This window comes from Arthrobacter halodurans, assembly GCF_041877255.1.
GTDB lineage: Bacteria > Actinomycetota > Actinomycetes > Actinomycetales > Micrococcaceae > Arthrobacter_N > Arthrobacter_N halodurans.
Map to the genome: position 1 here is coordinate 87,799 of NZ_JBHDLJ010000005.1, position 20,470 is coordinate 108,268.

At 70.1% G+C, this 20,470-nt stretch carries 21 protein-coding genes; 10 read left to right on the forward strand and 11 right to left on the reverse strand.

From position 1 onward, the window contains the following. Positions 1-386 precede the first annotated feature (386 nt). Both ACETWP_RS08105 and ACETWP_RS08110 read right to left on the reverse strand, forming a co-directional pair. Positions 387-2,003 (reverse strand): BCCT family transporter, encoded by a 1,617-nt coding sequence (locus tag ACETWP_RS08105; RefSeq protein ID WP_373971723.1) that lies wholly within the window; start codon positions 2,001-2,003, stop codon positions 387-389. 47 nt (positions 2,004-2,050) lie between these two features. Continuing rightward, positions 2,051-2,992, reverse strand: coding sequence for a flavin reductase (locus tag ACETWP_RS08110; RefSeq protein WP_373971724.1), 942 nt, complete (start codon positions 2,990-2,992; stop codon positions 2,051-2,053). A gap of 153 nt (positions 2,993-3,145) precedes the next feature. Here ACETWP_RS08110 and ACETWP_RS08115 point away from each other — a divergent pair, with 153 nt between their 5' ends. Genes ACETWP_RS08115 through ACETWP_RS08150 form a run of 8 tightly spaced genes read left to right on the forward strand, consistent with a single transcriptional unit; the run spans position 3,146 to position 8,755 of the window. After that, the gene (locus ACETWP_RS08115) at positions 3,146-3,829 is read left to right on the forward strand and encodes a GntR family transcriptional regulator (protein ID WP_373971725.1); all 684 of its coding nucleotides are present in this window, start codon (positions 3,146-3,148) and stop codon (positions 3,827-3,829) included. 41 nt (positions 3,830-3,870) lie between these two features. Next, entirely contained in the window at positions 3,871-4,035 is a 165-nt protein-coding gene (locus tag ACETWP_RS08120) for a hypothetical protein (protein WP_373971726.1), read from the forward strand. Further along, positions 4,032-4,643, forward strand: a complete 612-nt coding sequence (locus ACETWP_RS08125; RefSeq protein ID WP_373971727.1) for an amino acid synthesis family protein — start codon at positions 4,032-4,034, stop codon at positions 4,641-4,643. The genes ACETWP_RS08120 and ACETWP_RS08125 overlap by 4 nt, the downstream gene beginning before the upstream one ends. Beyond that, positions 4,640-5,191 carry an amino acid synthesis family protein gene (locus tag ACETWP_RS08130; protein WP_373971728.1) on the forward strand — a complete coding sequence of 184 codons (552 nt, stop codon included), beginning with the start codon at positions 4,640-4,642 and terminating at the stop codon, positions 5,189-5,191. Before ACETWP_RS08125 ends, ACETWP_RS08130 begins: the two co-directional genes overlap by 4 nt. Before the next feature lie 2 nt (positions 5,192-5,193). After that, positions 5,194-5,946 (forward strand): alpha/beta fold hydrolase, encoded by a 753-nt coding sequence (locus tag ACETWP_RS08135; protein WP_373971729.1) that lies wholly within the window; start codon positions 5,194-5,196, stop codon positions 5,944-5,946. Beyond that, the gene (locus tag ACETWP_RS08140; RefSeq protein ID WP_373971730.1) at positions 5,939-7,420 is read left to right on the forward strand and encodes an aldehyde dehydrogenase; all 1,482 of its coding nucleotides are present in this window, start codon (positions 5,939-5,941) and stop codon (positions 7,418-7,420) included. The genes ACETWP_RS08135 and ACETWP_RS08140 overlap by 8 nt, the downstream gene beginning before the upstream one ends. Positions 7,421-7,430: 10 nt before the next feature. After that, positions 7,431-7,688: a tautomerase family protein gene (locus tag ACETWP_RS08145; RefSeq protein WP_373971731.1), complete on the forward strand. Its 258-nt coding sequence runs from the start codon at positions 7,431-7,433 to the stop codon at positions 7,686-7,688. Next, on the forward strand, positions 7,688-8,755 hold the full coding sequence (locus ACETWP_RS08150; RefSeq protein WP_373971732.1) for an LLM class flavin-dependent oxidoreductase: 1,068 nt from the start codon (positions 7,688-7,690) through the stop codon (positions 8,753-8,755). Before ACETWP_RS08145 ends, ACETWP_RS08150 begins: the two co-directional genes overlap by 1 nt. A 53-nt stretch (positions 8,756-8,808) precedes the next feature. Here ACETWP_RS08150 and ACETWP_RS08155 read toward each other — a convergent pair whose 3' ends face one another. The 9 genes from ACETWP_RS08155 to glnT all read right to left on the reverse strand — a co-directional run bounded on the left by ACETWP_RS08155 (position 8,809) and on the right by glnT (position 18,354). Next, on the reverse strand, positions 8,809-9,147 hold the full coding sequence (locus ACETWP_RS08155; RefSeq protein WP_373971733.1) for a P-II family nitrogen regulator: 339 nt from the start codon (positions 9,145-9,147) through the stop codon (positions 8,809-8,811). Beyond that, positions 9,144-10,463 carry an ammonium transporter gene (locus tag ACETWP_RS08160; RefSeq protein WP_373971734.1) on the reverse strand — a complete coding sequence of 440 codons (1,320 nt, stop codon included), beginning with the start codon at positions 10,461-10,463 and terminating at the stop codon, positions 9,144-9,146. The genes ACETWP_RS08155 and ACETWP_RS08160 overlap by 4 nt, the downstream gene beginning before the upstream one ends. Before the next feature lie 159 nt (positions 10,464-10,622). After that, complete coding sequence (locus tag ACETWP_RS08165) at positions 10,623-11,276, reverse strand: helix-turn-helix domain-containing protein (protein ID WP_373971735.1); 654 nt, start codon at positions 11,274-11,276, stop codon at positions 10,623-10,625. 48 nt (positions 11,277-11,324) lie between these two features. Then, the gene (locus ACETWP_RS08170; RefSeq protein WP_373971736.1) at positions 11,325-12,590 is read right to left on the reverse strand and encodes an allantoate amidohydrolase; all 1,266 of its coding nucleotides are present in this window, start codon (positions 12,588-12,590) and stop codon (positions 11,325-11,327) included. Next, complete coding sequence (locus ACETWP_RS08175) at positions 12,587-13,738, reverse strand: FAD-dependent oxidoreductase (RefSeq protein WP_373971737.1); 1,152 nt, start codon at positions 13,736-13,738, stop codon at positions 12,587-12,589. The genes ACETWP_RS08170 and ACETWP_RS08175 overlap by 4 nt, the downstream gene beginning before the upstream one ends. A gap of 2 nt (positions 13,739-13,740) precedes the next feature. Next, positions 13,741-15,108, reverse strand: coding sequence for an FMN-binding glutamate synthase family protein (locus ACETWP_RS08180; RefSeq protein WP_373971738.1), 1,368 nt, complete (start codon positions 15,106-15,108; stop codon positions 13,741-13,743). 49 nt (positions 15,109-15,157) lie between these two features. Continuing rightward, positions 15,158-15,877, reverse strand: coding sequence for a GltB/FmdC/FwdC-like GXGXG domain-containing protein (locus ACETWP_RS08185; RefSeq protein WP_373971739.1), 720 nt, complete (start codon positions 15,875-15,877; stop codon positions 15,158-15,160). 81 nt (positions 15,878-15,958) lie between these two features. Next, the gene (locus ACETWP_RS08190; RefSeq protein WP_373971740.1) at positions 15,959-16,867 is read right to left on the reverse strand and encodes a class II glutamine amidotransferase domain-containing protein; all 909 of its coding nucleotides are present in this window, start codon (positions 16,865-16,867) and stop codon (positions 15,959-15,961) included. A 59-nt stretch (positions 16,868-16,926) separates the two neighbouring features. Further along, positions 16,927-18,354 carry a type III glutamate--ammonia ligase gene (gene glnT / locus ACETWP_RS08195; RefSeq protein ID WP_373971741.1) on the reverse strand — a complete coding sequence of 476 codons (1,428 nt, stop codon included), beginning with the start codon at positions 18,352-18,354 and terminating at the stop codon, positions 16,927-16,929. Between the two features lie 514 nt (positions 18,355-18,868). Between glnT and ACETWP_RS08200 the strand changes: the two genes are divergently transcribed. Both ACETWP_RS08200 and ACETWP_RS08205 read left to right on the forward strand, forming a co-directional pair. Further along, on the forward strand, positions 18,869-19,987 hold the full coding sequence (locus ACETWP_RS08200) for a hypothetical protein (protein ID WP_373971742.1): 1,119 nt from the start codon (positions 18,869-18,871) through the stop codon (positions 19,985-19,987). Between the two features lie 178 nt (positions 19,988-20,165). Continuing rightward, complete coding sequence (locus ACETWP_RS08205) at positions 20,166-20,348, forward strand: hypothetical protein (RefSeq protein ID WP_373971743.1); 183 nt, start codon at positions 20,166-20,168, stop codon at positions 20,346-20,348. The last annotated feature ends 122 nt before the right edge of the window (positions 20,349-20,470 follow it).

The following is a 20,470-nucleotide window of genomic DNA, read 5'->3' on the forward strand; positions in this document are numbered from 1 at the left end:
CATGACCGGGAGGAGACCGCGCACCCCGTCGGGGTGAGGCAGCCGCGGACGAGGAGTTCACTGCCGGACCCGTGGGGATCGACGCGGAGCAGCAGGTGGAGTCGGTGGGCCATGGAGCGCTCCTCGCACGCGTCTGGTGGAAGGCCTGGGCTCGACCGGTTTTAGCGTAGCGCGCGCTAGCCACGCGGGGAACCCCCTTTGCTGTGGCCCACCGGGCGGGGACCCGGGCAGGGGCATCGGCCTAGGCGGTGCGTGTGCCGGCCCGCTTCCTCCGGGTAGTGCCACAGCCTGTCCGTGAAACGCGTCCTCGAACGCGGGACCGCCCCTGCCCGGCATCCGGACAAGGGCGATCCCGCAGGTTGCGGCAAAGGCGTCGACCCGCTGCCCTATCGGACCGGGGGGTCCTCCGTGCCTAGTCCTCCCGAACGGAGTTCGCCGAGTCGCACGGCCCGGTGGAGTTGGAACTCGGGGTCCGCACGGGTCTCCAGGATCAGGGAGACCCCGAGCAGGCCGACGATGATCGTGAAGGGGAGTGCGGAGAGCATCGCGGCCTGCTGCAGGGCCGTGAGGCCCCCCACCACCAGGAGCAGGACGGCGCACGCGCCGGTGAGGACGCCCCACAACGTGAGGACCGGCTTGGTCGGGCTCAGGCTGCCCTTGGAGGAGAGCATGCTGAGGACAAAGGTGTTCGCATCGGCGCCGGAGATGAAGAACAAGGCCACGAGGACGACCGTGACGACGGCGGTGAGTTCGGGCACGGGGAGCTGCTCGAGCATGGAGAAGAACGCTGAATTGATGTTCTCCGTCGTGGCTTCGCCGATCCCGGCGCCGTCCATGTCCATCTTGATGGCGGTTCCGCCGAAAATCGTGAACCAGGCGAAGAACACGAAGCTGGGCACGCCGAGGACGCCTGCGACGAACTGCCGAACCGTGCGGCCCTTCGAGATCTTCGCGAGGAAGACGCCGACGAATGCACCCCAACTGAGCCACCAGGCCATCATGAAGTAGGTCCACCACTGCATCCACTGCAGGTCGTCGGCCGTGGAGGGCGTGTACAGGCTCGTGGCAAAGAAGTCGCTGGAGTACTGCCCGACGGAACGGAAGAACAGGTTGGTGACGAAGTTGGTGGGGCCCGCGATGAGGACGTAGATCGCGAGGGCAACGGAGAGTCCCATCGTGACCTGGCTGATGTACTTGATGCCGCGGTTGACGCCCGAGAGCGCGGAGAGCGTGAACAGGACGGTGATGATGGCAATGATGCCGATCTGGATGGGCAGGGTTGTGGGGAGTCCCAGGATCCGGTTAAGTCCCTCGGCGATCTGCGAAGCGCCCAGGCCCAAGGAGGTCGTGGTGCCGAAGAGGGTGGCGATGATGGCGAAGATGTCGATCGCCTTGCCGAACCATCCATCGACGAGTTTGCCCAGGACGGGCCGGAGCATGGGCGAGACCAGGCCGGGGCGCCCCTTGCGGTGGGTGGAGTAGCCGATGGCCAGTCCGAAGACCCCGAAGATGGCCCACGCGTGTGGTCCCCAATGGAAGAAGCTGAACTGCATGGCCCGGACGGCCGCGTCCATGGTCTCGGGGTCGGCGAGGGCATGGGGCGGTGCCATGAAGTGGGATATGGGTTCGGCCACGCCGTAGCTGATGAGTCCGATGCCCATCACGGCGGAGAGGATCATGGCCAGCCAGGCCCAGGTGCTGTGCTCCGGCCTGCTGGTGCTGGAGCCGAGCCGGATGGTTCCGTAGCGGCTGAAGGCCATGTACAGGAGCAGCCCGATGCACAGCAGCGGGACCGCGAGGTAGCTCCAGCCGACCGAAGCCGCCACCCAGTTCATGCTGGACGTCATGACGGATCCGAGGTTCTCGGGGGACGCCGCGGCCCAGATTACGAAGACGGTGATGAATCCGACGGAGAGCAGGAAGACCGCTCCCGGCTTCCCGTCCGTTGTCCGGCGCGGTGTCCGGGTCCGGGGCAGGGCCGAGGGGTCGAGTTGTTGCACCACGGGTTTCTCCTTTTTTGCTCGATCGGAGGGCCCGCGGGCCCTGCGGCTCAAAGTTGGGTGAGGTCGTCGCTGTCGTAGAAGCGGCCGGCCTTGTAGACGATGGGGCTTGCCTCGGTGACTTCCGCGTGGCGGACGCGGCAGATGAACACGGTGTGGGTCGTTGCCTGGAAGCGTTCGCGGATCTCCGCCTCGAGCGACGCCGGTGATCCGTCGATGAGGGGGCTTCCGTGCGGGCCCGCGTGCCAGTCGACGTCGGCGAACTTGTCCGTGGACTTGGACGCGAACGTTGCGACGGTTGACCGCTGCTCCGTGCCCAGGATGTTGATCCCCAGGTGGGTCGCCGCGTGCAGCGCCGGGTAGGTGGAGGACGTCTTCTGGATGCAGACCATCACCAACGCCGGGTCCAGGGACACCGAGGCGTAGGAATTGACGGCCAGGCCCTTCGGCACGCCGTTCTCCTGGGTCGTCACCACGGTGACGCCGGTGATGAACTGCCGGTTGAACGTCTTCATGACGTCGGGGTCCGGATCCCCCGAGAGGTCGTCGAGGACGACGTCGTCGGGCTTCCGCGCGTCGCGGAGGTGGCGCACCCCGAGGCTGTCGAGCAGTTCGGAACCGTCCCAGGTGACCTCCTCGCGGTCGATGCGCCCGTCCACCAGGGTCACGTGGTTGCATCCCCTGGTTTGCACCTTCTGGTGCGTCGGGGGGACGCCGAGGAAGGGCTCGGTGTGCGTGCCGCTGGTGGTCCAGAAGATCGCGGCGGAGCTTCCTTCGGTCACGATGGCGTCGATGGTCGTGGTCAGGTCCGGGAAGCCGGCGCGGACCGCGAGGATGTCCGCCTGGAGCTGCTCGAGGGTGGACGCCTTGCCGCTGGCCCGGCTCACGCGGACGTAGTCGGGAGTGACCACGGTCTGCAGGGCGTCGACGTCGCCGAGGTCCCATGCCTGGCGCCAGACGGTGGTGAGGGTTGATTTGAGTTCTTGTTGCATGGCAATGAACGTAATCCCGATCACATCATCGCGTCAATCCCCTGAGGCGTATCTCAGGTAAATTCTATGTATCGCGGTGTTTTCGGGGAAAAAATGACCTACTCCTTGACGTCTCGTGGAGTGGCATCTACCGTTTGTTGCATGCAACAGACGATGCAAGAGGTTGACCAGGTCGACGACTCCGGCGAAGCCACCCTGCTGGACCGGGTGCGGCGCCTGGTTCTCGGCGGGGAGTTCCCGCCGGGGAGCCCGCTCTCGGAGGCGGTCCTCGCGCAACAGTTCGACGTCAGCCGCACCCCCATCCGGGAAACGCTCAAGCAGCTGCAGCACGAGGGCCTGGTGGAGATCCGCCCCAAGGTCGGGACGTTCGTCCGCGAACCCACCCGCCGGGAAATCGTCGAACTCTTCCAGCTCAAGGAGGGGCTCGAGGGACTGGCCGCCGGCCTCCTGGCCCGCCGCGGTGACGTCCCGGAGCTCCGCGTGCTCGAGCGCAACGTCGAGGCTTCCGACCAGGCGTCGCTGGACCAGGACGCCGCCCGCTACGCGGAACTGGTCAACGAGTTCCACCGCACCATCATCACCGGCGCGGACAACCGAAAGCTGATCGAGCAGTACGACCGGTTGATGAACCAGCTGGCGTACCACCGGCTCGTGCTGCGCACCGCGGAGCACCCCGGCCGCATCAAGACCTCCACCGGCGAGCACCGTGCCGTCCTGGACATGATCAAGGCCAAGGACCACTTCGGGGCCGAGGCGGCCATGCGCAACCACGTCTACGCCTCCGCCCGGGAAGTCCTCGCCGACTCCCGGACCGCCACCGACGCCCCTCACCCGTAGACACCACGGCCGGCCCCATGCCGACACGAAAGGAACACGCCATGCGCTTCTCGATCCTCCACGGCCCCGACGCCGCCGGAGACCGCGCCCACCACAACCGGCAACTGCAGGACGCCCGCGGGCACGGGTTGCGCGGCCTGCGTCCCTTCCCGGAGAAGACCGCGGCGAACGGCACCGGCACGACGCATCTGGTGAGTGGGGCATGACCGTCTCCAGCACGCCCGGGATCCGCAAAATCGTCTACTACCAGGAGGAGACCTTCCTGGAGAACGGGCAGGAGCCGGCCACGCCGTCCGTACGGGCCGCAGTCGCAGCCGTGCTGCCCAACCCCTGGGCGGCAACGGATCCGTCGACCGACCTCGGCCGCGCATCCGAGCGGATCGCGCCCCAGCTCGCCCGCGAGCTGAGCAGCCGCCTCACGGAACGCCTCGGCGGCGCGGACCGCGTCGAGGCCTTCGGCAAGGCCGCGATCGTCGGCACCGCCGGCGAAATCGAGCACGGAGCGGCACTCATCCACACCCCGTACTTCGGCAACCTGGTCCGGGAATTCCTCGACGGCACCTCGATCCTCTGCTTCGCCGACGACCGCGCCGACGCCGGCCAGCCGATCGTCATCCCGATGTGGCACAAGAACGCCGCCTCCACCCGTAGCCACTACCAAACCATCACCATCCGCGTCGGCGACGGACCCCGTGCCGACGAGATCGTCGTCGCAGCGGCCGCGTCCACCGGGCCGCGTCCGCACCCGCGGATCGGTGACCGCAGCACCGACCCAGCCGTGACGTCCGCCGTCCTCGAAGGAGCAACCGCATGAACCCGCGCAAGATCTACACCATCGTCGAAGAAACCCTGACCGAGGGAGGCCGCCCGGTCGAGCCCGTGGCCCGCGTCGCCGTCGTCGCGGCCGTCATTCCCAACCCCTGGCACGGGCAGGGGTTCGTCGAGGACCTGAACCCCGGCATCGAGGAGACCGCGTCCCGCATCGGCGAGCTCCTCGCCCCCCGCGTGGTCGAGGCGCTGGGTGGGACCGTCGAAGCCTACGGCAAGGCGGCCATCGTGGGGCTGGAGGGGGAGATCGAGCACGGTTCGGCGCTGATCCACACCCTGAAGTTCGGCGATCACTTCCGCAAGGCCGCCTACGCCACCACCCTGCTCCCGGCCGTGGAGAAGCGTGGTCCCGCCGGGATCGTCTTCGACATCCCGCTCAAGCACATCACCGACGCCACCATCCGGTCGCACCACCAGAGCATAGAGGTCCGGCTCGCCGACGCCCCGCATCCGGGCGAGATCGTCATCGCGCTCGCAGCCGCGGCACAGGGGCGCCCCCAGCAGCGCCTGGCCCCGCTGAGCACCGAGCAGTGAGCATGGTCCAGCCCCTGCCGATCGTCCTGCTCCACGGCGTGGGGCTGGACCACACCATGTGGGAGCCCCTGCGGGCGGAGATCGCAGGGCTCACCGACCGCCCCGCGCTCGCTCTGGACCTGCCCGGGCACGGCGGGCAGCCTCCGCTGACCGGCCCGGCGACCCTGGCCGGGCTCGCGGCGGACGTCGCCGAACGCCTGCCGGGCCGGGCGCACCTGGTGGGCTTCTCGCTCGGAGCCCTCGTGGCCCAGCACCTCGCCCGGCACCGGCCCGATCTTGTCGCCTCCCTGACCAGTGTCAGTTCCGTCTGCGCGCGCACTCCGCAAGAGGCCGCGTCCGTGCGGAACAGGCTGGACAACGCACGCAGCGACTTCGCGGGAAGCGTCGAGGCATCCGTCGTGCGCTGGTACCCGGCAGGATCGGGTGTCGACGCCACGACGGTGTCCGGAACCAGGGCCACCCTGCTGGCCAACTCCCAGGAGTCCTACCTGCACGCCTACGAGGTCTTCGCCACCGCCGACGCGGAGATCGGCCCCGAGCTCGGCAAGATCGCGCTGCCGTCCCTGGCCGTCACCGGCGAACTCGATCCGGGGTCCACCCCGGAGATGTCGCGCCGGCTCGGGCAAGCCATCCCGCGCGGCAGAACCGTCGTCGTCCCCGGCGCACGCCACATGCTGCCCGTGGAACAACCCCGGGAGCTCGCCCTGATCATCCACCGCTTCATCGAGGAATCGAGCCGAGAAAGCCATGACTGAGCGCTACGAGCACTACATCAACGGACGCCCCGCAGCCCCGATCGGCGGCGCGTACTTCGAGAGCACCAACCCGGCCACGCTGGAGGTCCTCTACGAGGCCGCCCGCGGGACCCGGGACGACGTCGATGCCGCCGTCGCCGCCGCCGGCGAGGCCTTCGAGAACCCCCTGTGGCGCGACCTCTCGCCCACCAAACGCGGACACCTGCTGCGCCGCCTCGCGGAGCTGGTGGGGGAGCACGCCGAGGAACTGGCCGTCATGGAGACGCAGGACAACGGCAAGCTCCTGCGCGAGATGCGCGGCCAGCTGGCCACCCTGCCGGAGTACCTCTACTACTACGCCGGACTCGCCGACAAGATCCAGGGCAGCCAGATCCCCACCAGTTCCGTCCAGATCCTCAACTACACCCAGCGCGAGCCCCTCGGCGTCGTCGGGGCCATCACCCCGTGGAACAGCCCCCTCACGCTGACGACCTCCAAGCTCGCCCCGGCGCTCGCCGCCGGCAACACGCTGGTGATCAAACCCTCCGAATACACCTCCCGCACCATCCTGCGCGTGGCCGAACTCGCCTCCGAAGCCGGGTTCCCCGACGGCGTCGTCAACGTCGTCACGGGCTACGGCGCCGAAGCCGGAGCGCCCCTGGTCGACCACCCGCGCCTGGCCAAGATCTCCTTCACCGGATCCACCGCCACGGGCGCGTCCATCGCGTCCTCGGCGGCGGCACGCTTCATCGGGTGCACCCTGGAACTCGGCGGCAAGAGCCCGAACATCGTCTTCGAGGACGCCAACGTGGACAACGCCGCCATGGGCGTCATCGCGGGCATCTTCGCCGCAGCCGGACAGACCTGCATCGCCGGCAGCCGCGTCTTCGCCCACCGCTCCGTCTACGACGAGCTGCTGGAAAAGGTCGCCAACCGGGCGCGCGGCATCGTCATCGGCGACCCGATGCTCGAGGCCACGGAACTCGGCCCGCTGGCGTTCGACGCGCAGCGGCAGAAGGTCGACTCGTACGTCGAACTCGGCGTCTCCGAGGGCGCCACCGTGCTCACGGGCGGCCGCCGCCCCGATGTCGATCTCCCCGGCTACTTCTACGCGCCCACCGTGCTGACCGACGTCAACAACCAGATGCGGGTCACCCGCGAGGAGATCTTCGGGCCCGTCGCCGCCGTCATGCCCTTCGAGACGGAGGACGAGGTCCTCTCGCTCGCCAACGACACGCAGTACGGCCTCGCCGCCGGTGTGTGGACGCAGAACCTCGCCCGCGCCCACCGCATGGCCCGGCGGCTGGAGGCGGGCACCGTCTGGGTCAACACCTACCGCGCCATGTCCCCGATGTCCCCGCGCCAGGGTTTCAAGAGCAGCGGCGTCGGCATCGAGCACGGCATCGAATCCATGTACGAGTACACGCGCCTCAAGAGCGTGTGGATCAACACCGACGAAGGGCCGGTTGCCGACCCCTTCATCATGCGAAGCTAAGGACGGCGCCGTGCCACTCATCGACATCTCCATCGCCGAGGGCCGCAGCCCCGAGCAGCTGCGGGCACTCGTCTCCGCCATCCACCGCGCCGCCGAGGACACCGTCGGCGCGGTCCCGGAGAACACCACGGTCATCATCCGCGAGGTGCCGGCCACCCACTGGTCCAAGGCGGACCAGACCATCGCCGAACGCCAGGCCGCGGCCCGGGCGTCCGCGTCCACCCACGAAGCGTCGGTCACGACCACCACAGAACCTAGGAGCCACTAATGCGCTTTTCCCTCTTTGTCCACATGGAGCGCTGGGACGAGAGCGTCTCCCATCGAGAATGCTTCGAGAACCTGACGGAGCTGGCACTCATCGCGGAGGCGGGAGGCTTCAGCACCGTCTGGATCGGCGAACACCACTCGATGGAGTACACCATCTCCCCCAGCCCCATGCCCCAGCTCGCGTACCTGGCGGCGCGAACGTCGACCATCCGCCTGGGCGCCGGAACGATCATCGCCCCCTTCTGGAACCCGCTCCGCGTGGCCGGCGAGACCGCGCTCCTGGACGTCATCAGCAACGGCCGGGCGGAGGTGGGGCTGGCGCGCGGCGCCTACCAATTCGAGTTCGACCGCCTCCTGGGCGGCCTGCCCGCGGTCGACGGCGGCAAGCACCTGCGCGAGATGGTCCCGGCGGTCCGCGCGCTCTGGGAGGGCGACTACGCGCACGACGGCGAAGTCTGGCAGTTCCCCACCTCGACCAGCGTCCCCAAGCCCGTCCAGAAGCCGGCCCCGCCCCTGTGGATCGCCGCCCGCGACATCTCCTCGCACGAGTTCGCCGTCGCCAACGGCTGCAACGTGATGGTGACGCCGCTCATGAAGGGCGACGAGGAGGTCGAGGACCTCGGGCGCAAATTCGACACGGCGGTTGCGAACAACCCCGGCGTCCCCCGGCCGGACCTCATGGTGCTCCGCCACACTCACGTCCACCCCGCGGACGAACCCGAGGGATGGCGCCGCCCGGCGGAGAGCATCCAGAAGTTCTACAGGACGTTCGATGCCTGGTTCGGCAACAAGAGCACGCCGCGGAACGGCTTCCTCGAGCCCAGCCCGGTCGAGAAGTTCGAGGGGCGGCCCGAGTTCGCGCCGGAGTCGCTCCACAAGACCGCGATGATCGGAACGCCTGCCGAAATCATCGACCGCCTGCGCCACTATGAGGCACTCGGCGTCAGCGAGTTCAGCCTCTGGTCCGACAACGGCTTGACCCATGAGGAGAAGAAGCGCTCCCTCGAACTCTTCATCGAGCATGTCGTTCCGGCCTTCCAGGAGCAGCCCGCGACAACGGCACGGTGATGTCCGCGGAAACGGCCCCCGCACGTGGTGTCCGGGGGCCGTTTCCGCCGGGGCTAGACGGCGTCGGGGCCGCGTTCCCCGGTCCGGACGCGCACCAGGTGGCTGACGTCGGAGGCCCAGACCTTGCCGTCCCCGATGTTGCCGGTGCGGGCCGCCGCGACGAGCGCGTCGATCGCGGTGTCGGCCTCCTCGTCCGGAACGATCACCTCGACGCGGACCTTGGAGACGAAGTCCACGCGGACCTCGGACCCGCGGTAGAACTCGCTGCGGCCGGCCTGCTGGCCGTGGCCCTCGACCCGGGTGATGGTCATGCCGCGGAAACCGGCGGAGCTGAGGGCGTCCTTGACGTCGTCGACCTTGGCGGGCTGGATGATGGCGGTCACGAGTTTCACTGGTTCGGCACTTCCTTCGCGGTGTGGTTGGGGGCGGGACGGGTGGCGACGAACTTGCCGGAATGGGAGGGGCGGCCCAGTTCGGCGCCGATCTCGTAGGCGGACTCGGCGTGCAGGCCCTGGTCCAGACCGGTGTCCTCCACCTCGTTGGGGACCCGGAGGGGACTGATTTTGTTCATGGTCCAGGCGATCGCGTAGGTGGCCCCGAAGGAGTAGGCCAGCGTGGCCACGATGGCCACGGTCTCGCGCCACAGGAGGTTCGCGTCGCCGCCGAAGAAGATCCCGGCGACGCCGGCGGGCGCGGCCGCGGCGCCGAACAGGACCACGAACAGCGCTCCGGCGATGCCGCCGATGCCGTGCACGGCGAAGGCGTCCAGCGAGTCGTCGATCTTGTGCCGCTTCTTCCAGGTGATGGCCCAGGCGACGGCGGCCGCGGACACGAAGCCGACCAGCAGGGCGCCGACGGGCGTGACGGCGTCGGCCGCCGGGGTGATGCCCACGAGGCCCGCGATCAGGCCCGTGGCCATGCCCAGGGTGGTGGGCTGGCCGTCGCGGTAGCGCTCCACCAGCAGGAAGCCGAGGATGCCGGACATCGCCGCGAGCAGGGTGGTCAGGATGACGTACCCGGCCAGGAAGTTCGCTCCCGCCGCGGTGCCGCCGTTGAAGCCGATCCAGCCGACGAACAGCAGGCCGGCCCCCAGCAGCACCAGGGGCAGGTTGTGCGGGCGGTTGGTGGTGTTGCGGCGGCGACCCAGGACCAGGGCGAGCGCGAGCGCCGAGGCGCCGGCGTTCATGTGCACCGCGGTCCCGCCCGCGTAGTCGTGCAGGCCCAGGACGTTGCGCATCCAGCCGCCGACGTACCCGGACTCCTCGTCGGAGAACGTGAACACCCAGTGGCCGAGCGGCCCGTAGACCAGTGCGATCCACAGGCCGGAGAAGACCAGCCAGGAGCCGAACTTCATGCGGCCCGCGGCGCCCGAGGCGACGATCGCGATGCTGATGGCCGCGAAGAGGATGAAGAAGGCGCCCCAGTAGGCGCCGTCGGAGCCGTCGTCGGCGGTGAAGGACTCGAAGCCGAGGAATTCCACGGGATTGCCGATGATGCCGGCGCCGCCGACCGAGTTGCCGGTGACGATGCCGTGGACGAACAGGACGTAGACAACCGTGGTGACGGCCATGGAACCCATGACCATCATGAACATGTTCAGGACGTTGCGTCCGTTGAGCATGCCCCCGTAGAAGAGGGCGATGCCCGGGAACATCAGGAGGACGAGCGCGAATGCTGCGAACATCCACGCGAGGTCGGCTGGTGGCATGGTCTGGTCTCCTCGTGAACGGGCGGACGCCGGACACGTCGATTGCCTGGCGTGAAACCAGTTTCACTGGGAATGAACTACCGCGGGTTTCGGCACCGTAAACTCGTTGTTTAACCCAGCCACCGGCCCGCGGCCGAGAATGGGCCGGCGGCCGGTTCGCTAGTGCGCGGTGACCGCGAGGAAACGGATCGGCAACTCGATGAGGCGAAGCGGGCCGTGCGGTCCCTCGCCCTCGAAGACCAACGAGTCGCCCGGGGCCAGCTCGTACTCGTAGGAGCCGTGCCCGTAGACCATGCGCCCTTCCAGCATGTAGATGAACTCGGTGCCGGGATGCTGGAACTGCGGGAAGACGTCGGATGCGCTGGTCAGGGTGACCAGGGTCGGCTCGATCGGCGTCGCGTGGCGCTTGAGGTCGCCCAGGAGACGGTACTCGTGCCCGTGCCGGGTGCCGCTGCGCACCGTCACGCTGCCCTGGCCGGCCTTGGTGAATGCGGCCTCGCGTTCGGTGTCCGCACCCTGGAAGAGCGCCGTCACCGGCAGGTCCAGGCCGTCGGCCAGCCGCTGCAGCGTGGTCAGCGACGAGGACGTGGACGCGGACTCGATCTTGGAGACCATGGCCTTCGACAGTCCCGTGCGGACGGCCAGCTCGGCGGCGGACATGCCCTGGGACAGGCGGTGGTTCTTGACCTGCACGGCGATCACCCGCTCCAGCGAGCCCGCGGCGGCGGCACCCGCCGGACCGTCCGGTCCCGGCGCATCGTCCGGGGTGGCGGCGGGCGCCGGGGGCGCGGTGGGGGGCGGCGGGGTGGGCATGGGCCCATCATAGGCGGATCGGTCGTCGCGAACCCCGCCCATGCGCGCCTAACCGAGTCCCGCGAGCACGTCCGCCAGCGCCAGGGCCCCGGCTTCGGCGTCGTCGTCCTCCACATGCTCCTCCGGCGAATGCGAGACGCCCGTGGGGTTCCGGACGAACAGCATCGCCGTCGGCACACGCGCGGCCAGCACGCCGGCGTCGTGCCCGGCGCCGGTGTCCAGCACCGGGGCCCCGGGCAGCAACGCCGCCAGCGCGTCCCGCAGCCCGGTGTCGAAGTGCGTGGTGGGACTGAGCGATTCCTCGATCAGTTCCATGCCGCACCCCTCGCCTGCCGCGGCCATCCGGGCCTCGTGGCCGATGTCCGCCACGGCGGCGGCGGTCACCGCGTCGTCTGGGTGACGAACGTCGATCCAGAGGTCGACGGCGGAGGCGATCACGTTGGTGCCCCCCGGCACCGGCACGATGCGGCCCACGGTGGCGCGCACGTTCCGGCGCCGCAACGCCACCGCGCGGACCGCCGAGATGCAGGCGGCGGCGGCGACCATCGGATCCCGGCGGTCCTCGGTCAGCGTGGTTCCGGCGTGGTTTCCCTGCCCGGTCAGGCGGAGTCGCCAACGGCCGTGGCCCAGGATGGAGGAGCCGAGGGCCACCGGCCGATTCAGGTCGATCAGCCCGCGGCCCTGTTCGACGTGGAGCTCGACGAACTGGCCGATGCGCGCGAGGGCCGCGGTATCCGGACCCAGCCGGTTCGGGTCCAGTCCGTGGGCGGCCGACACGTCGGCGAACGTGTTGCCGTCCGGGTCCCGCAAGCGGCGCGCCCGGTCGGGGTCGATGGCTCCGGCCAGCAGCCGGGAGCCGAGGCAGGCCACCCCAAAGCGGGAGCCCTCCTCCTCGGGGAACACCGCGATGGCCAGCGGCCGGACGGGCGCGTGCCCACGGGCGCGCAGGATGTCGATGGCCACCAGGGCCGAGGCGACGCCGAGCGGACCGTCGAAGGCCCCTCCACCGGGCACGGAGTCCAGATGGCTGCCGGTGACGACGGCGTTGTCCCGCGCCCGCGGCCCGCTGGCGCCGGGGACGTCCCACCACGCCCAGACGATGCCGTTCGCGTCCGTCTCCACGGCGAGCCCACGGAGTTCCGACTGTTCCGTGAACCACGCCCGCAGGTCCTGTTCGGCGGTGGAGAACACCGGGCGGGTGTAGCCGCCGCGCGCGGGGTCGGTGCCCGTGCCCGCGATCCCGGCCATCAGCCCGGCCACGGTCGCCGGCGGCGCCCCGGCCGCGGATGCGGAGTGCTCCGCCGTCGTGGTCATCGCGCGGCCACCTTCAGCGAGGTCCGGAAGCGATCCGGCACGGTGCCCGCGCCGCTGGCCAGGCCTGCGGCCAGCTCGCCCAGCAGCGGCGCGAACTTGGCGCCGTGCCCGGAGCACGGGGAGAGGACGGTGATGCCGTCCGCGCGGTCGATCACGAAGTCGTCGTTCGGGGTGTTGGTGAACAGGCAGGTGGTCTCGGCGTACGGCTCGGGAACCAGTCCGGGCAGGTGGCGCCGCACGTAGCCGACCATCCGTGCGCGGTGGGCGGGGTCGATCAGGCCGTCCTGCGCCGAGGCGTCCGGCAGCACGCGGCCGCCGTTGTACTCCGCGACCTTCTGGCCCCGGTGGCCGGCGTCCCGGCCACCGGCAAGCCCGTAGACCTGGATCCAGTGGGCCTTGTGGATGAAGGTGGGCCAGCCCGCGTCTGCCGCGGGCTCTTCGCGGTAGGGGAAGTGGAACGCCGTCTCCTGCCTGACTTCGAACCGCGGCAGCGATGCCAGAAAGCCGTCCGGCAGATCCAGCCCGCCGAGCAGGCCCGGTAGCCAGCCGCCGGCCGCGACCACCACGCCGCGGGCCGCGATCGAGCGCCCATCGGAGCTGGTCAACGTGTACCCGGCGCCGGACTTCGCGACCGACGCCACGGGCCAGCCCGTCAGGAGCGTGGCCGAGTGCCCGACGGCGGCCGCCACCATCGCGTGCACCGACTCCTGGGCGTCGATGACCCCGGCACCGGGGTGCCACAGAACCTCCGTGGTGAAGGTGAACTGCGGCCAGCGCCCGGCCGCCTCGTCGGGTGAGAGCAACTCGTGGGACAGGCCGGCCCGGTCCAGGACGGTGGCGAGCCGCCGCGGCCCGCGGACCTCCCCGTGGTCCAGGCACCCCGTGGGGGTGACCAGCGGTCCGCCGTGCGCGGCCTCCAACTCGCGCCATCCGGCGAACGAGTCCTGGACCATGCGCGTGTAGAACGGGTCCTCGTAGACATAGCGGAAGATGCGGGCGGAACCGTGGGAACTGCCGGCGTCGTTGGCCGGTTCATCGCGTTCCACGATGGCCACGTGGTGCCCGCGCTGCGCGAGCCTCCAGGCCGTGGCGGCGCCGGCGAGCCCCGCCCCGACCACCGCGTAGTCGAAGGTGTCGGTCGTGGCCACGGTCAGTATCCCGTTCCGCCGGCGCCGGGGATCCACTGGGTGCCCGCGAGCGGCACGCGGGCCATGGCCGAGGACTCGACGGTCAGCGCCACCAGGTCCTCGGGCTCCAGGTGGTGCAGGTGGGCCTTGCCGCAGGCGCGGGCGATGGTCTGGGCCTCCATCGTCAGCACGCGCAGGTAGTTGGCCAACCGCCGTCCGGCGGCGACCGGGTCCAGCCGGGCCGAGAGCTCCGGGTCCTGCGTGGAGATGCCCGCCGGGTCCCTGCCGTCCTGGAAGTCGTCGTAGAAGCCGGCGGCGGAGCCGAGCTTGGCGTACTCGTCGGCGTAGGCCGGGTCGTTGTCGCCCAGGGCGATCAGCGCGGCGGTGCCGATGGCGACCGCGTCCGCGCCCAGGGCCATGGCCTTGGCGACGTCGGCGCCGTTGCGGATGCCGCCGGAGACGATCAGCTGGACCTTGCGGTGCATTCCGAGCTCCTGGAGTGCCTGCACGGCCTGCGGGATCGCCGCGAGCGTCGGGATGCCCACGTGCTCGATGAACACCTGTTGCGTGGCGGCGGTTCCGCCCTGCATGCCGTCCAAGACCACGACGTCGGCACCCGCCTTCACGGCCAGCGCCGTGTCGTAGTAGGGGCGCGAGGCGCCGATCTTCACGTAGATCGGCTTCTCCCAGTCTGTGATCTCCCGCAGTTCGGCGATCTTGATCTCGAGGTCGTCCGGTCCGGTCCAGTCGGGGTGGCGCGAGGCGGAGCGCTGGTCGATGCCCACGGGCAGGGTGCGCATGCCGGCGACTCGCTCGGTGATCTTCTGGCCCAGCAGCATGCCGCCGCCGCCCGGCTTGGCGCCCTGTCCCAGGACGATCTCAATGGCGTCCGCCTTGCGCAGGTCGTCCGGGTTCATGCCGTAGCGGGAGGGGAGGTACTGGTACACCAGGTTCCGGGACTGGCCGCGCTCCTCCGGCGTCATGCCGCCGTCGCCCGTGGTGGTCGAGGTGCCCGCCGCCGAGGCCCCGCGGCCCAGCGCCTCCTTGGCGTTGGCGGACAGGGCGCCGAAGCTCATGCCGGCGATGGTGACGGGGATGTCCAGGCGCAGCGGCCGGGACGCGTAGCGGTCGCCGAGGACGACGTCGGTGCCGCACTTCTCCCGGTAGCCCTCCAGCGGGTACCGGGACATCGAGGCGCCGAGGAAGAGGAGGTCGTCGAAGTGGGGGAGCGCGCGCTTGGCGCCCCAGCCGCGGATGTCGTAGATGCCGGTTTCGGCGGCGCGGCGGATGTCGGAGATCGTGGCGCGGTCGAAGGTCGCGGACTCGCGCAGTCCGAGTTCGGCGGGGGACGGCGCGGTGCCGGAGATGGAGGTGGAGGCGGTGAGGGTCATGGTGGGCTCCTGGTGGGCGCGGAGGTGGTCGAGGGCGGAAGGGCGGGCGCTAGTAGGCGCTCGAGTTGTCGACGTTGAAGTGGTAGAGCGTGCGGGCGGAGCCGTAGCGGGTGAAGTCCGCGGGGTTGTGCTCGAGCCCGGCGGCGGCCAGCAGTTCGGCGAGCTCGGCGCGGTGCTCGTCGCGCATCTCCTTGGCGACGCAGTCGGCGCCGAGCGAGGCGACCGTGCCCTTGACGTAGATCCGCGTCTCGTAGATGGAGTCGCCCAGGGCCTCTCCGGCGTCGCCGCAGACCACCATGCGCCCGGCCTGGGCCATGAAGGCCGACATGTGGCCGATGTTCCCGCCGACGACGATGTCCGCCCCCTTCAGGGAGATGCCGCAGCGGGCCGCGGCGTTGCCCTCGATGACCAGCAGTCCGCCGTGGGCCGTGGCCCCGGCCGACTGCGAGGCGTCCCCGGCGACCCGGACGGTCCCGGACATCATGTTCTCGGCAACGCCGACCCCGGCGTTGCCGCGGATGGTGACGGTCCCGCCCTGGTTCATGCCGGCGGCGTAGTAGCCGACGTGCCCCTCGACGTCGAGCGCGAGCTCGGCGCTGATGCCGGCGCCGATCGAGTGGCGTCCTCCCGGGTTGCCCACGGTGAAGCGCTCGCCGTCGGCAGCCCGGTGCAGCGTCCGGTTCAGGTCGCGGACGGTGTCGGCGTCCAGGTCGAAGGAGGAGGTGCCGGCCGCGGGGGTCGCGGCCTCCACGAGGTCGATGATGGTCATGGGTGTTCCCTTTGCTGTGGTGCGGATGTGGAGGTGCCGGCGGGTTCGGGCCGAACGGCGCGGTGCCGGGCTTCCCGGCGGCTAGAGGTTCCAGGTGTAGACGCGGCCGGGCTCTGGTTCGAAAATCCGGGCGGACTCGATGCCGGGGAGGTGCGCCAGGGCGCGGAACTCGCTGGCGATCGCCACGTAGTCCTCGGTCTCGGCGATGATGGCCGGCTTGCAGGCGATCGGGTCGCGGACGACCGCCATCGAGTCCGCGGTGGTGACCACCAGGGTGTAGAAGCCGTCGAGCACCTTGCCCAGATTGGTCAGTGCGGTCTCGAGGTCGTCGCCGGCGGACAGGCGGTGGGCGACGTAGCGGGCGCCGACCTCGGTGTCGTTCTCAGAATCGAACGCGACGCCCAGGCGCTGCAGTTCGCGGCGGACGGACGCGTGGTTGGAGAACGAGCCGTTGTGCACCAGGCACAGGTCGTCGGCGACGGCGAACGGGTGCGAGCCGGACGCGGTGACGGCGGACTCGGTGGCCATCCGGGTGTGGCTCAGCCCCTGGGTGCCGGACATGCCCGCCAGCCCGTGGCGCTCGGCCACGTCCTTCGGGTTGCCGACGCTCTTCATCACCGTGACGTGCTCGCCGCGGCCCGCGACGACGACGCCCGGGTAGCTGGCGCCGACGGCGCCGGCGAGCGTCTCGGCGTCGACCTCGGCGCTCAGCAGCGTGGTGTCGCCGAGCTCGCGCACCTTGGTCCCGCCGCCGACGGGCAGCGAGGAGCCGAGGACGCGCTCGAGATCGCGGGCTGAGATGCCGAGGTCGATGCCCAACAGGCTCAGGGTGGCGAAGCCCTCGGCGACGAGGTCCGGGTTGTTGTACACGGCCATGCCGGCGGAGTCCGGGCCGCGTTCGATGATCTGGCAGAGCATCCCCGTGAGCAGGGAGCCCATCTGGGGGCGCAACGCGGTGTTGCGGACCTGGAGGGCGGCGATTCCGCACATGTCGATTGGTTCCTTGTCTTTCGAGCGGTGGTGGTCTCTGGGGGTGGGGACGGGTGGCGCTAGACGGCCGTCAGGTAGTGGGTGATCTCCCAGTCGCTGACCTGCCCGTGCCAGGCGATGAACTCCTGTTCCTTCGCGTCGGCGAAGTAGCGGCCGATCGCCGCGTCGCCGCTGAGGGCGGCGAGCATCACGTCGTCGCTGCGCAGCGCCTCGACGGCGTGCAGCAGGGTGGCGGGCAGCGCGTGCGCGTGCGGTTTGCGCTCGCCCGGACCGCAGGGCGTTCCGGGGTCCATGGCCTTCTCGATCCCGTCGAGGCCGGCGGCGATGGTGGCCGCGATGGCCAGGTACGGGTTGGCGGCGCCGTCGCCGGATCGCAGTTCCAGGCGGTTGGCGTCCGGCACCCGGATCATGTGGGTGCGGTCGTTGCCGCCGTAGGAGGCGCGGTTGGTGGACCACGTGGCACCGGACTCGGTGGTGGTGGCGCCCGTGCGCTTGTATGAGTTGACGGTCGGGGCGAGGAAGGCCTGCAGCGCGGGGGCGTGTTCCAGGATGCCGGCGATGAAGGAGTATGCGTCCCGGGAGATCCCGAGCTCGCGGGGGTCGGACTCGTCGGGGAACAGCGGGGTGTCCCCGGCGCCCCACAGCGAGAGGTGGAAGTGCAGGCCGTTGCCGGTGCGGTCCGTGAAGGGTTTGGGCATGAAGGTGGCGGTCATGCCCCGTTGCTCGGCCAGCACGTTGAGGATGTAGCGCAGGGTGACCACGCGGTCGGCCGTGACGAGGGCCTCGTCGTAGTTGAAGTTCTGCTCGAACTGGCCGGCGCCGTCCTCGTGGTCGTTGGCGTAGTTGCCCCAGCCGAGGGAGTTCATGGCCTCCGAGACGTGGGTCAGGTGCTCGTACATGCGGGTCACGCCGCGGGCGTCGTAGCAGGGGTGGGGCGAGTCGTCGCGGGCGTCCGCGGTGCTGAGCGCGCCGGCGTCGTCCTTCGCGACGAGGAAGTACTCGACCTCCGCGCCCACCTTCGCCGTCATGCCGGCCGCGGCGAGCCGGGCGAGCGCGTTCTTGAGGATGACGCGGGGGGCGTAGGCCCAGGGCTCGCCGCCGACGTGGGGATCGCAGTGGACCATGGCCAGGCCCGGCTTGATGAACCCCAGGGGTGTGAAGGAGGAGACGTCCGGCACGGCGCAGAGGTCGCCGTCCTGGGGCTTCTGCCCGATCAGTCCCGCGGCGTAGCCGGCGAAGCCGAGTGCCCCGTCGGCGAGCTCGGCGATGGCCTCCACCGGCACCAGCTTGGCGCAGGGCTTTCCGTTCAGGTCCACGAACGTGGCCAGGATGAACTTCGTTCCGTGCCGGCCGGAGAGTTCGGTCAGCGCGGTTGCGCGTTCCTCGGCGCTGGAGGCCGGCCGCGCCGCGCCGTCCGCGGTGTCCGGGGAGGCGTCGAACATGTGCTGGGCGAGGGCCCGGGTCTGCTCGTCGGCGATGGCTGTCATGACTCTGTCCAATCGATCGGGGTTACCTGTGAGGAAACTTCGTTGAATATAGTTACCCATTTGCGTGTTGCATGGAGAGTGCCCGGACGTAAATACGGTGTTACGAGCGCCTGTGCGTCGCCCCGGTGCGGCGGATCGGACCTCGGCGTTGGCGCCCGGCCTCCCCGAGGAGGGCGTGCCGGCGGTCCGCGCGGGGGCTTCGGACGCGCTCCACCGCGGGGACGGTGGCGGACCGCCGTCGCGCCGGGCGTCGCCGACCGGAGTTGTCGGCCGCACCCACGGGGGCGATAACGCGGCGATAACAACGGCGCGTGCACCTTGGGAGGCGTGTACACCTCGAGGACTGCCCGCGCCTGTGCGGGCCCAGCAGCCCGCGCCCCCGGTCCAGCGCCGGACGCTGGCCGGCCCGCCAGGATGGACCGGCTGGTGTGCCGCTCCGCGCGACGGGTCTGTGGGCTACTCGCGTCCCTTCTGCTGCTGGCGTCGTGCTCGGCCCCCCCAGGAATCGCCCTGCGTGCTGGCCGCGGACGAGATGCCCGAGAGCTGGCGACCCGCCGGGCAGGTGCAAGAAGGACTGGCCACCGGGCCTTGGACCGCGAGTGAATCCGAGGAGGCGGCCTTCACCGTCCGGAAGGGCGTCGAGGAAATGGCCGAGCTCTATGGGCGTCGCCCCGCCGCGGTCGCGGACCTCTGGGAAGACTCCGTCGCCTCCCTGATCGAGGTCACGTACGGAAGCGCCAACACCGCCGCGGTGGACGAGTTGGCACGCGACGCCGCGCGGAACAACCTGACGATCCTGATCCAGCCGTATCAGGACAGGGATCCCGGGGAGGCCCGGTGCGCCGACTACGGCTCCGTCCTGCCGCTGGCGCTCTACGCGCACAACCAGTACCAGGAGAACGACCATCGTGTGGGACACATGGTCGACTTCGCCAACTCCGCCTTCGCCCAGTGCCGGTCGCTTTCGGAGGCCATGGAAATCGACTACGAACCCCTGTTCGCCGCCGGCGAGGCCTCTCTGGAGGACGCCTTCGACCTGATGATCTGGGGCCTCCTGCTCATTGAGGCTCAGGTTGTCCCCGGGATGGAGCTGCCCTCGGAAGCCCGCGAATTCCCGGCCGAGCTGTGGCGCTTCTTCCGGGAGTATCCGCTTCCGGGGGCCGCGCAGTTCCCCGACGGAGCCGACGACGACGAGTTCATCGAGACGGCGTACCTGGCTACGCACATCGCCTACATCCCCACCGGCAACCACCGGTTCCCGATCTACGTTGAGGACGCACCCAACGTGTACGACTTCCACCGTGAGAACTTCTACGCCGTCCTGGAGATGGGGGAACTCGACCTGGTGGCCGAGTTCGTGGACTCCCTCCGCCAATACGGCTGCACGGCCGAGAACGATCTCCAGGTCCGCGACGGGACCCGCTACATGCTCGATGTCTTCCACTCGGGCGGCGATCGCTGGATGGCGTACCGCGAGCCGGGCCAGACGGACGAGGACGTCGACGACTACGACCTGATCCACAAGGCCTGGACCGCGGTGCTGGGGGTGCGCGAGCGGGTGATCGAGCAGCCGGAGCCCGGCAACTACGGCGGGGTCGTCCGTAGCTGGCTGCCGGACCCCGGCGCCCGCTGAGGCCTGGCAACCGGTCCCCGCAGGCCGCGGCGGAGGCTCCCGCGCGGCGCTGTTTCGTCGCCATGCCCATGTCGTGCCCTTCGGCGGCCGCGGATCCGGATCCGGCACGCGGCCGAGGCGTTCCCCTTGCGCGGAGACTGTGGCAGGCTGGCGGCCATCGACGGGAAAGGGGCCGGCCATGGAGGTGCGGGAAGTCACGGGGGAGCGGAAGTACTACTGCAGCGGGGAAGCCTGCCGGCAGGAGCGTCTGCACACCGTCATGTGGGAAGTCCATGCGCAGAGGGACGGGCACGAGACCGGCAGGACACCGCTGTGGTGGAAGTGCCAGGAGTGCGGCAAGGAAAACGAGCGGGAGGACTAGCACCGAGGCTGGCCCGGGGCCCGCGTCGGCAACGCCGCAAGAAGATCTTGGAATTTCGGATATCGACGCCGGAACGCCGAATGATCGCGGGGCTGCGACCGGTGCCGTTGCGGTGCGGGAGG

Coding starts and splice junctions, on each gene's coding strand:
- ACETWP_RS08110 (WP_373971724.1), bottom strand. CDS start 2,992: ATGCAACAAGAACTCAAATCAACCCTCACCACCGTCTGGCGCCAGGCA.
- ACETWP_RS08115 (WP_373971725.1), top strand. CDS start 3,146: ATGCAAGAGGTTGACCAGGTCGACGACTCCGGCGAAGCCACCCTGCTG.
- ACETWP_RS08120 (WP_373971726.1), top strand. CDS start 3,871: ATGCGCTTCTCGATCCTCCACGGCCCCGACGCCGCCGGAGACCGCGCC.
- ACETWP_RS08125 (WP_373971727.1), top strand. CDS start 4,032: ATGACCGTCTCCAGCACGCCCGGGATCCGCAAAATCGTCTACTACCAG.
- ACETWP_RS08130 (WP_373971728.1), top strand. CDS start 4,640: ATGAACCCGCGCAAGATCTACACCATCGTCGAAGAAACCCTGACCGAG.
- ACETWP_RS08135 (WP_373971729.1), top strand. CDS start 5,194: ATGGTCCAGCCCCTGCCGATCGTCCTGCTCCACGGCGTGGGGCTGGAC.
- ACETWP_RS08140 (WP_373971730.1), top strand. CDS start 5,939: ATGACTGAGCGCTACGAGCACTACATCAACGGACGCCCCGCAGCCCCG.
- ACETWP_RS08150 (WP_373971732.1), top strand. CDS start 7,688: ATGCGCTTTTCCCTCTTTGTCCACATGGAGCGCTGGGACGAGAGCGTC.
- ACETWP_RS08160 (WP_373971734.1), bottom strand. CDS start 10,463: ATGCCACCAGCCGACCTCGCGTGGATGTTCGCAGCATTCGCGCTCGTC.
- ACETWP_RS08165 (WP_373971735.1), bottom strand. CDS start 11,276: ATGCCCACCCCGCCGCCCCCCACCGCGCCCCCGGCGCCCGCCGCCACC.
- ACETWP_RS08170 (WP_373971736.1), bottom strand. CDS start 12,590: ATGACCACGACGGCGGAGCACTCCGCATCCGCGGCCGGGGCGCCGCCG.
- ACETWP_RS08180 (WP_373971738.1), bottom strand. CDS start 15,108: ATGACCCTCACCGCCTCCACCTCCATCTCCGGCACCGCGCCGTCCCCC.
- ACETWP_RS08185 (WP_373971739.1), bottom strand. CDS start 15,877: ATGACCATCATCGACCTCGTGGAGGCCGCGACCCCCGCGGCCGGCACC.
- ACETWP_RS08190 (WP_373971740.1), bottom strand. CDS start 16,867: ATGTGCGGAATCGCCGCCCTCCAGGTCCGCAACACCGCGTTGCGCCCC.
- glnT (WP_373971741.1), bottom strand. CDS start 18,354: ATGACAGCCATCGCCGACGAGCAGACCCGGGCCCTCGCCCAGCACATG.
- ACETWP_RS08205 (WP_373971743.1), top strand. CDS start 20,166: ATGGAGGTGCGGGAAGTCACGGGGGAGCGGAAGTACTACTGCAGCGGG.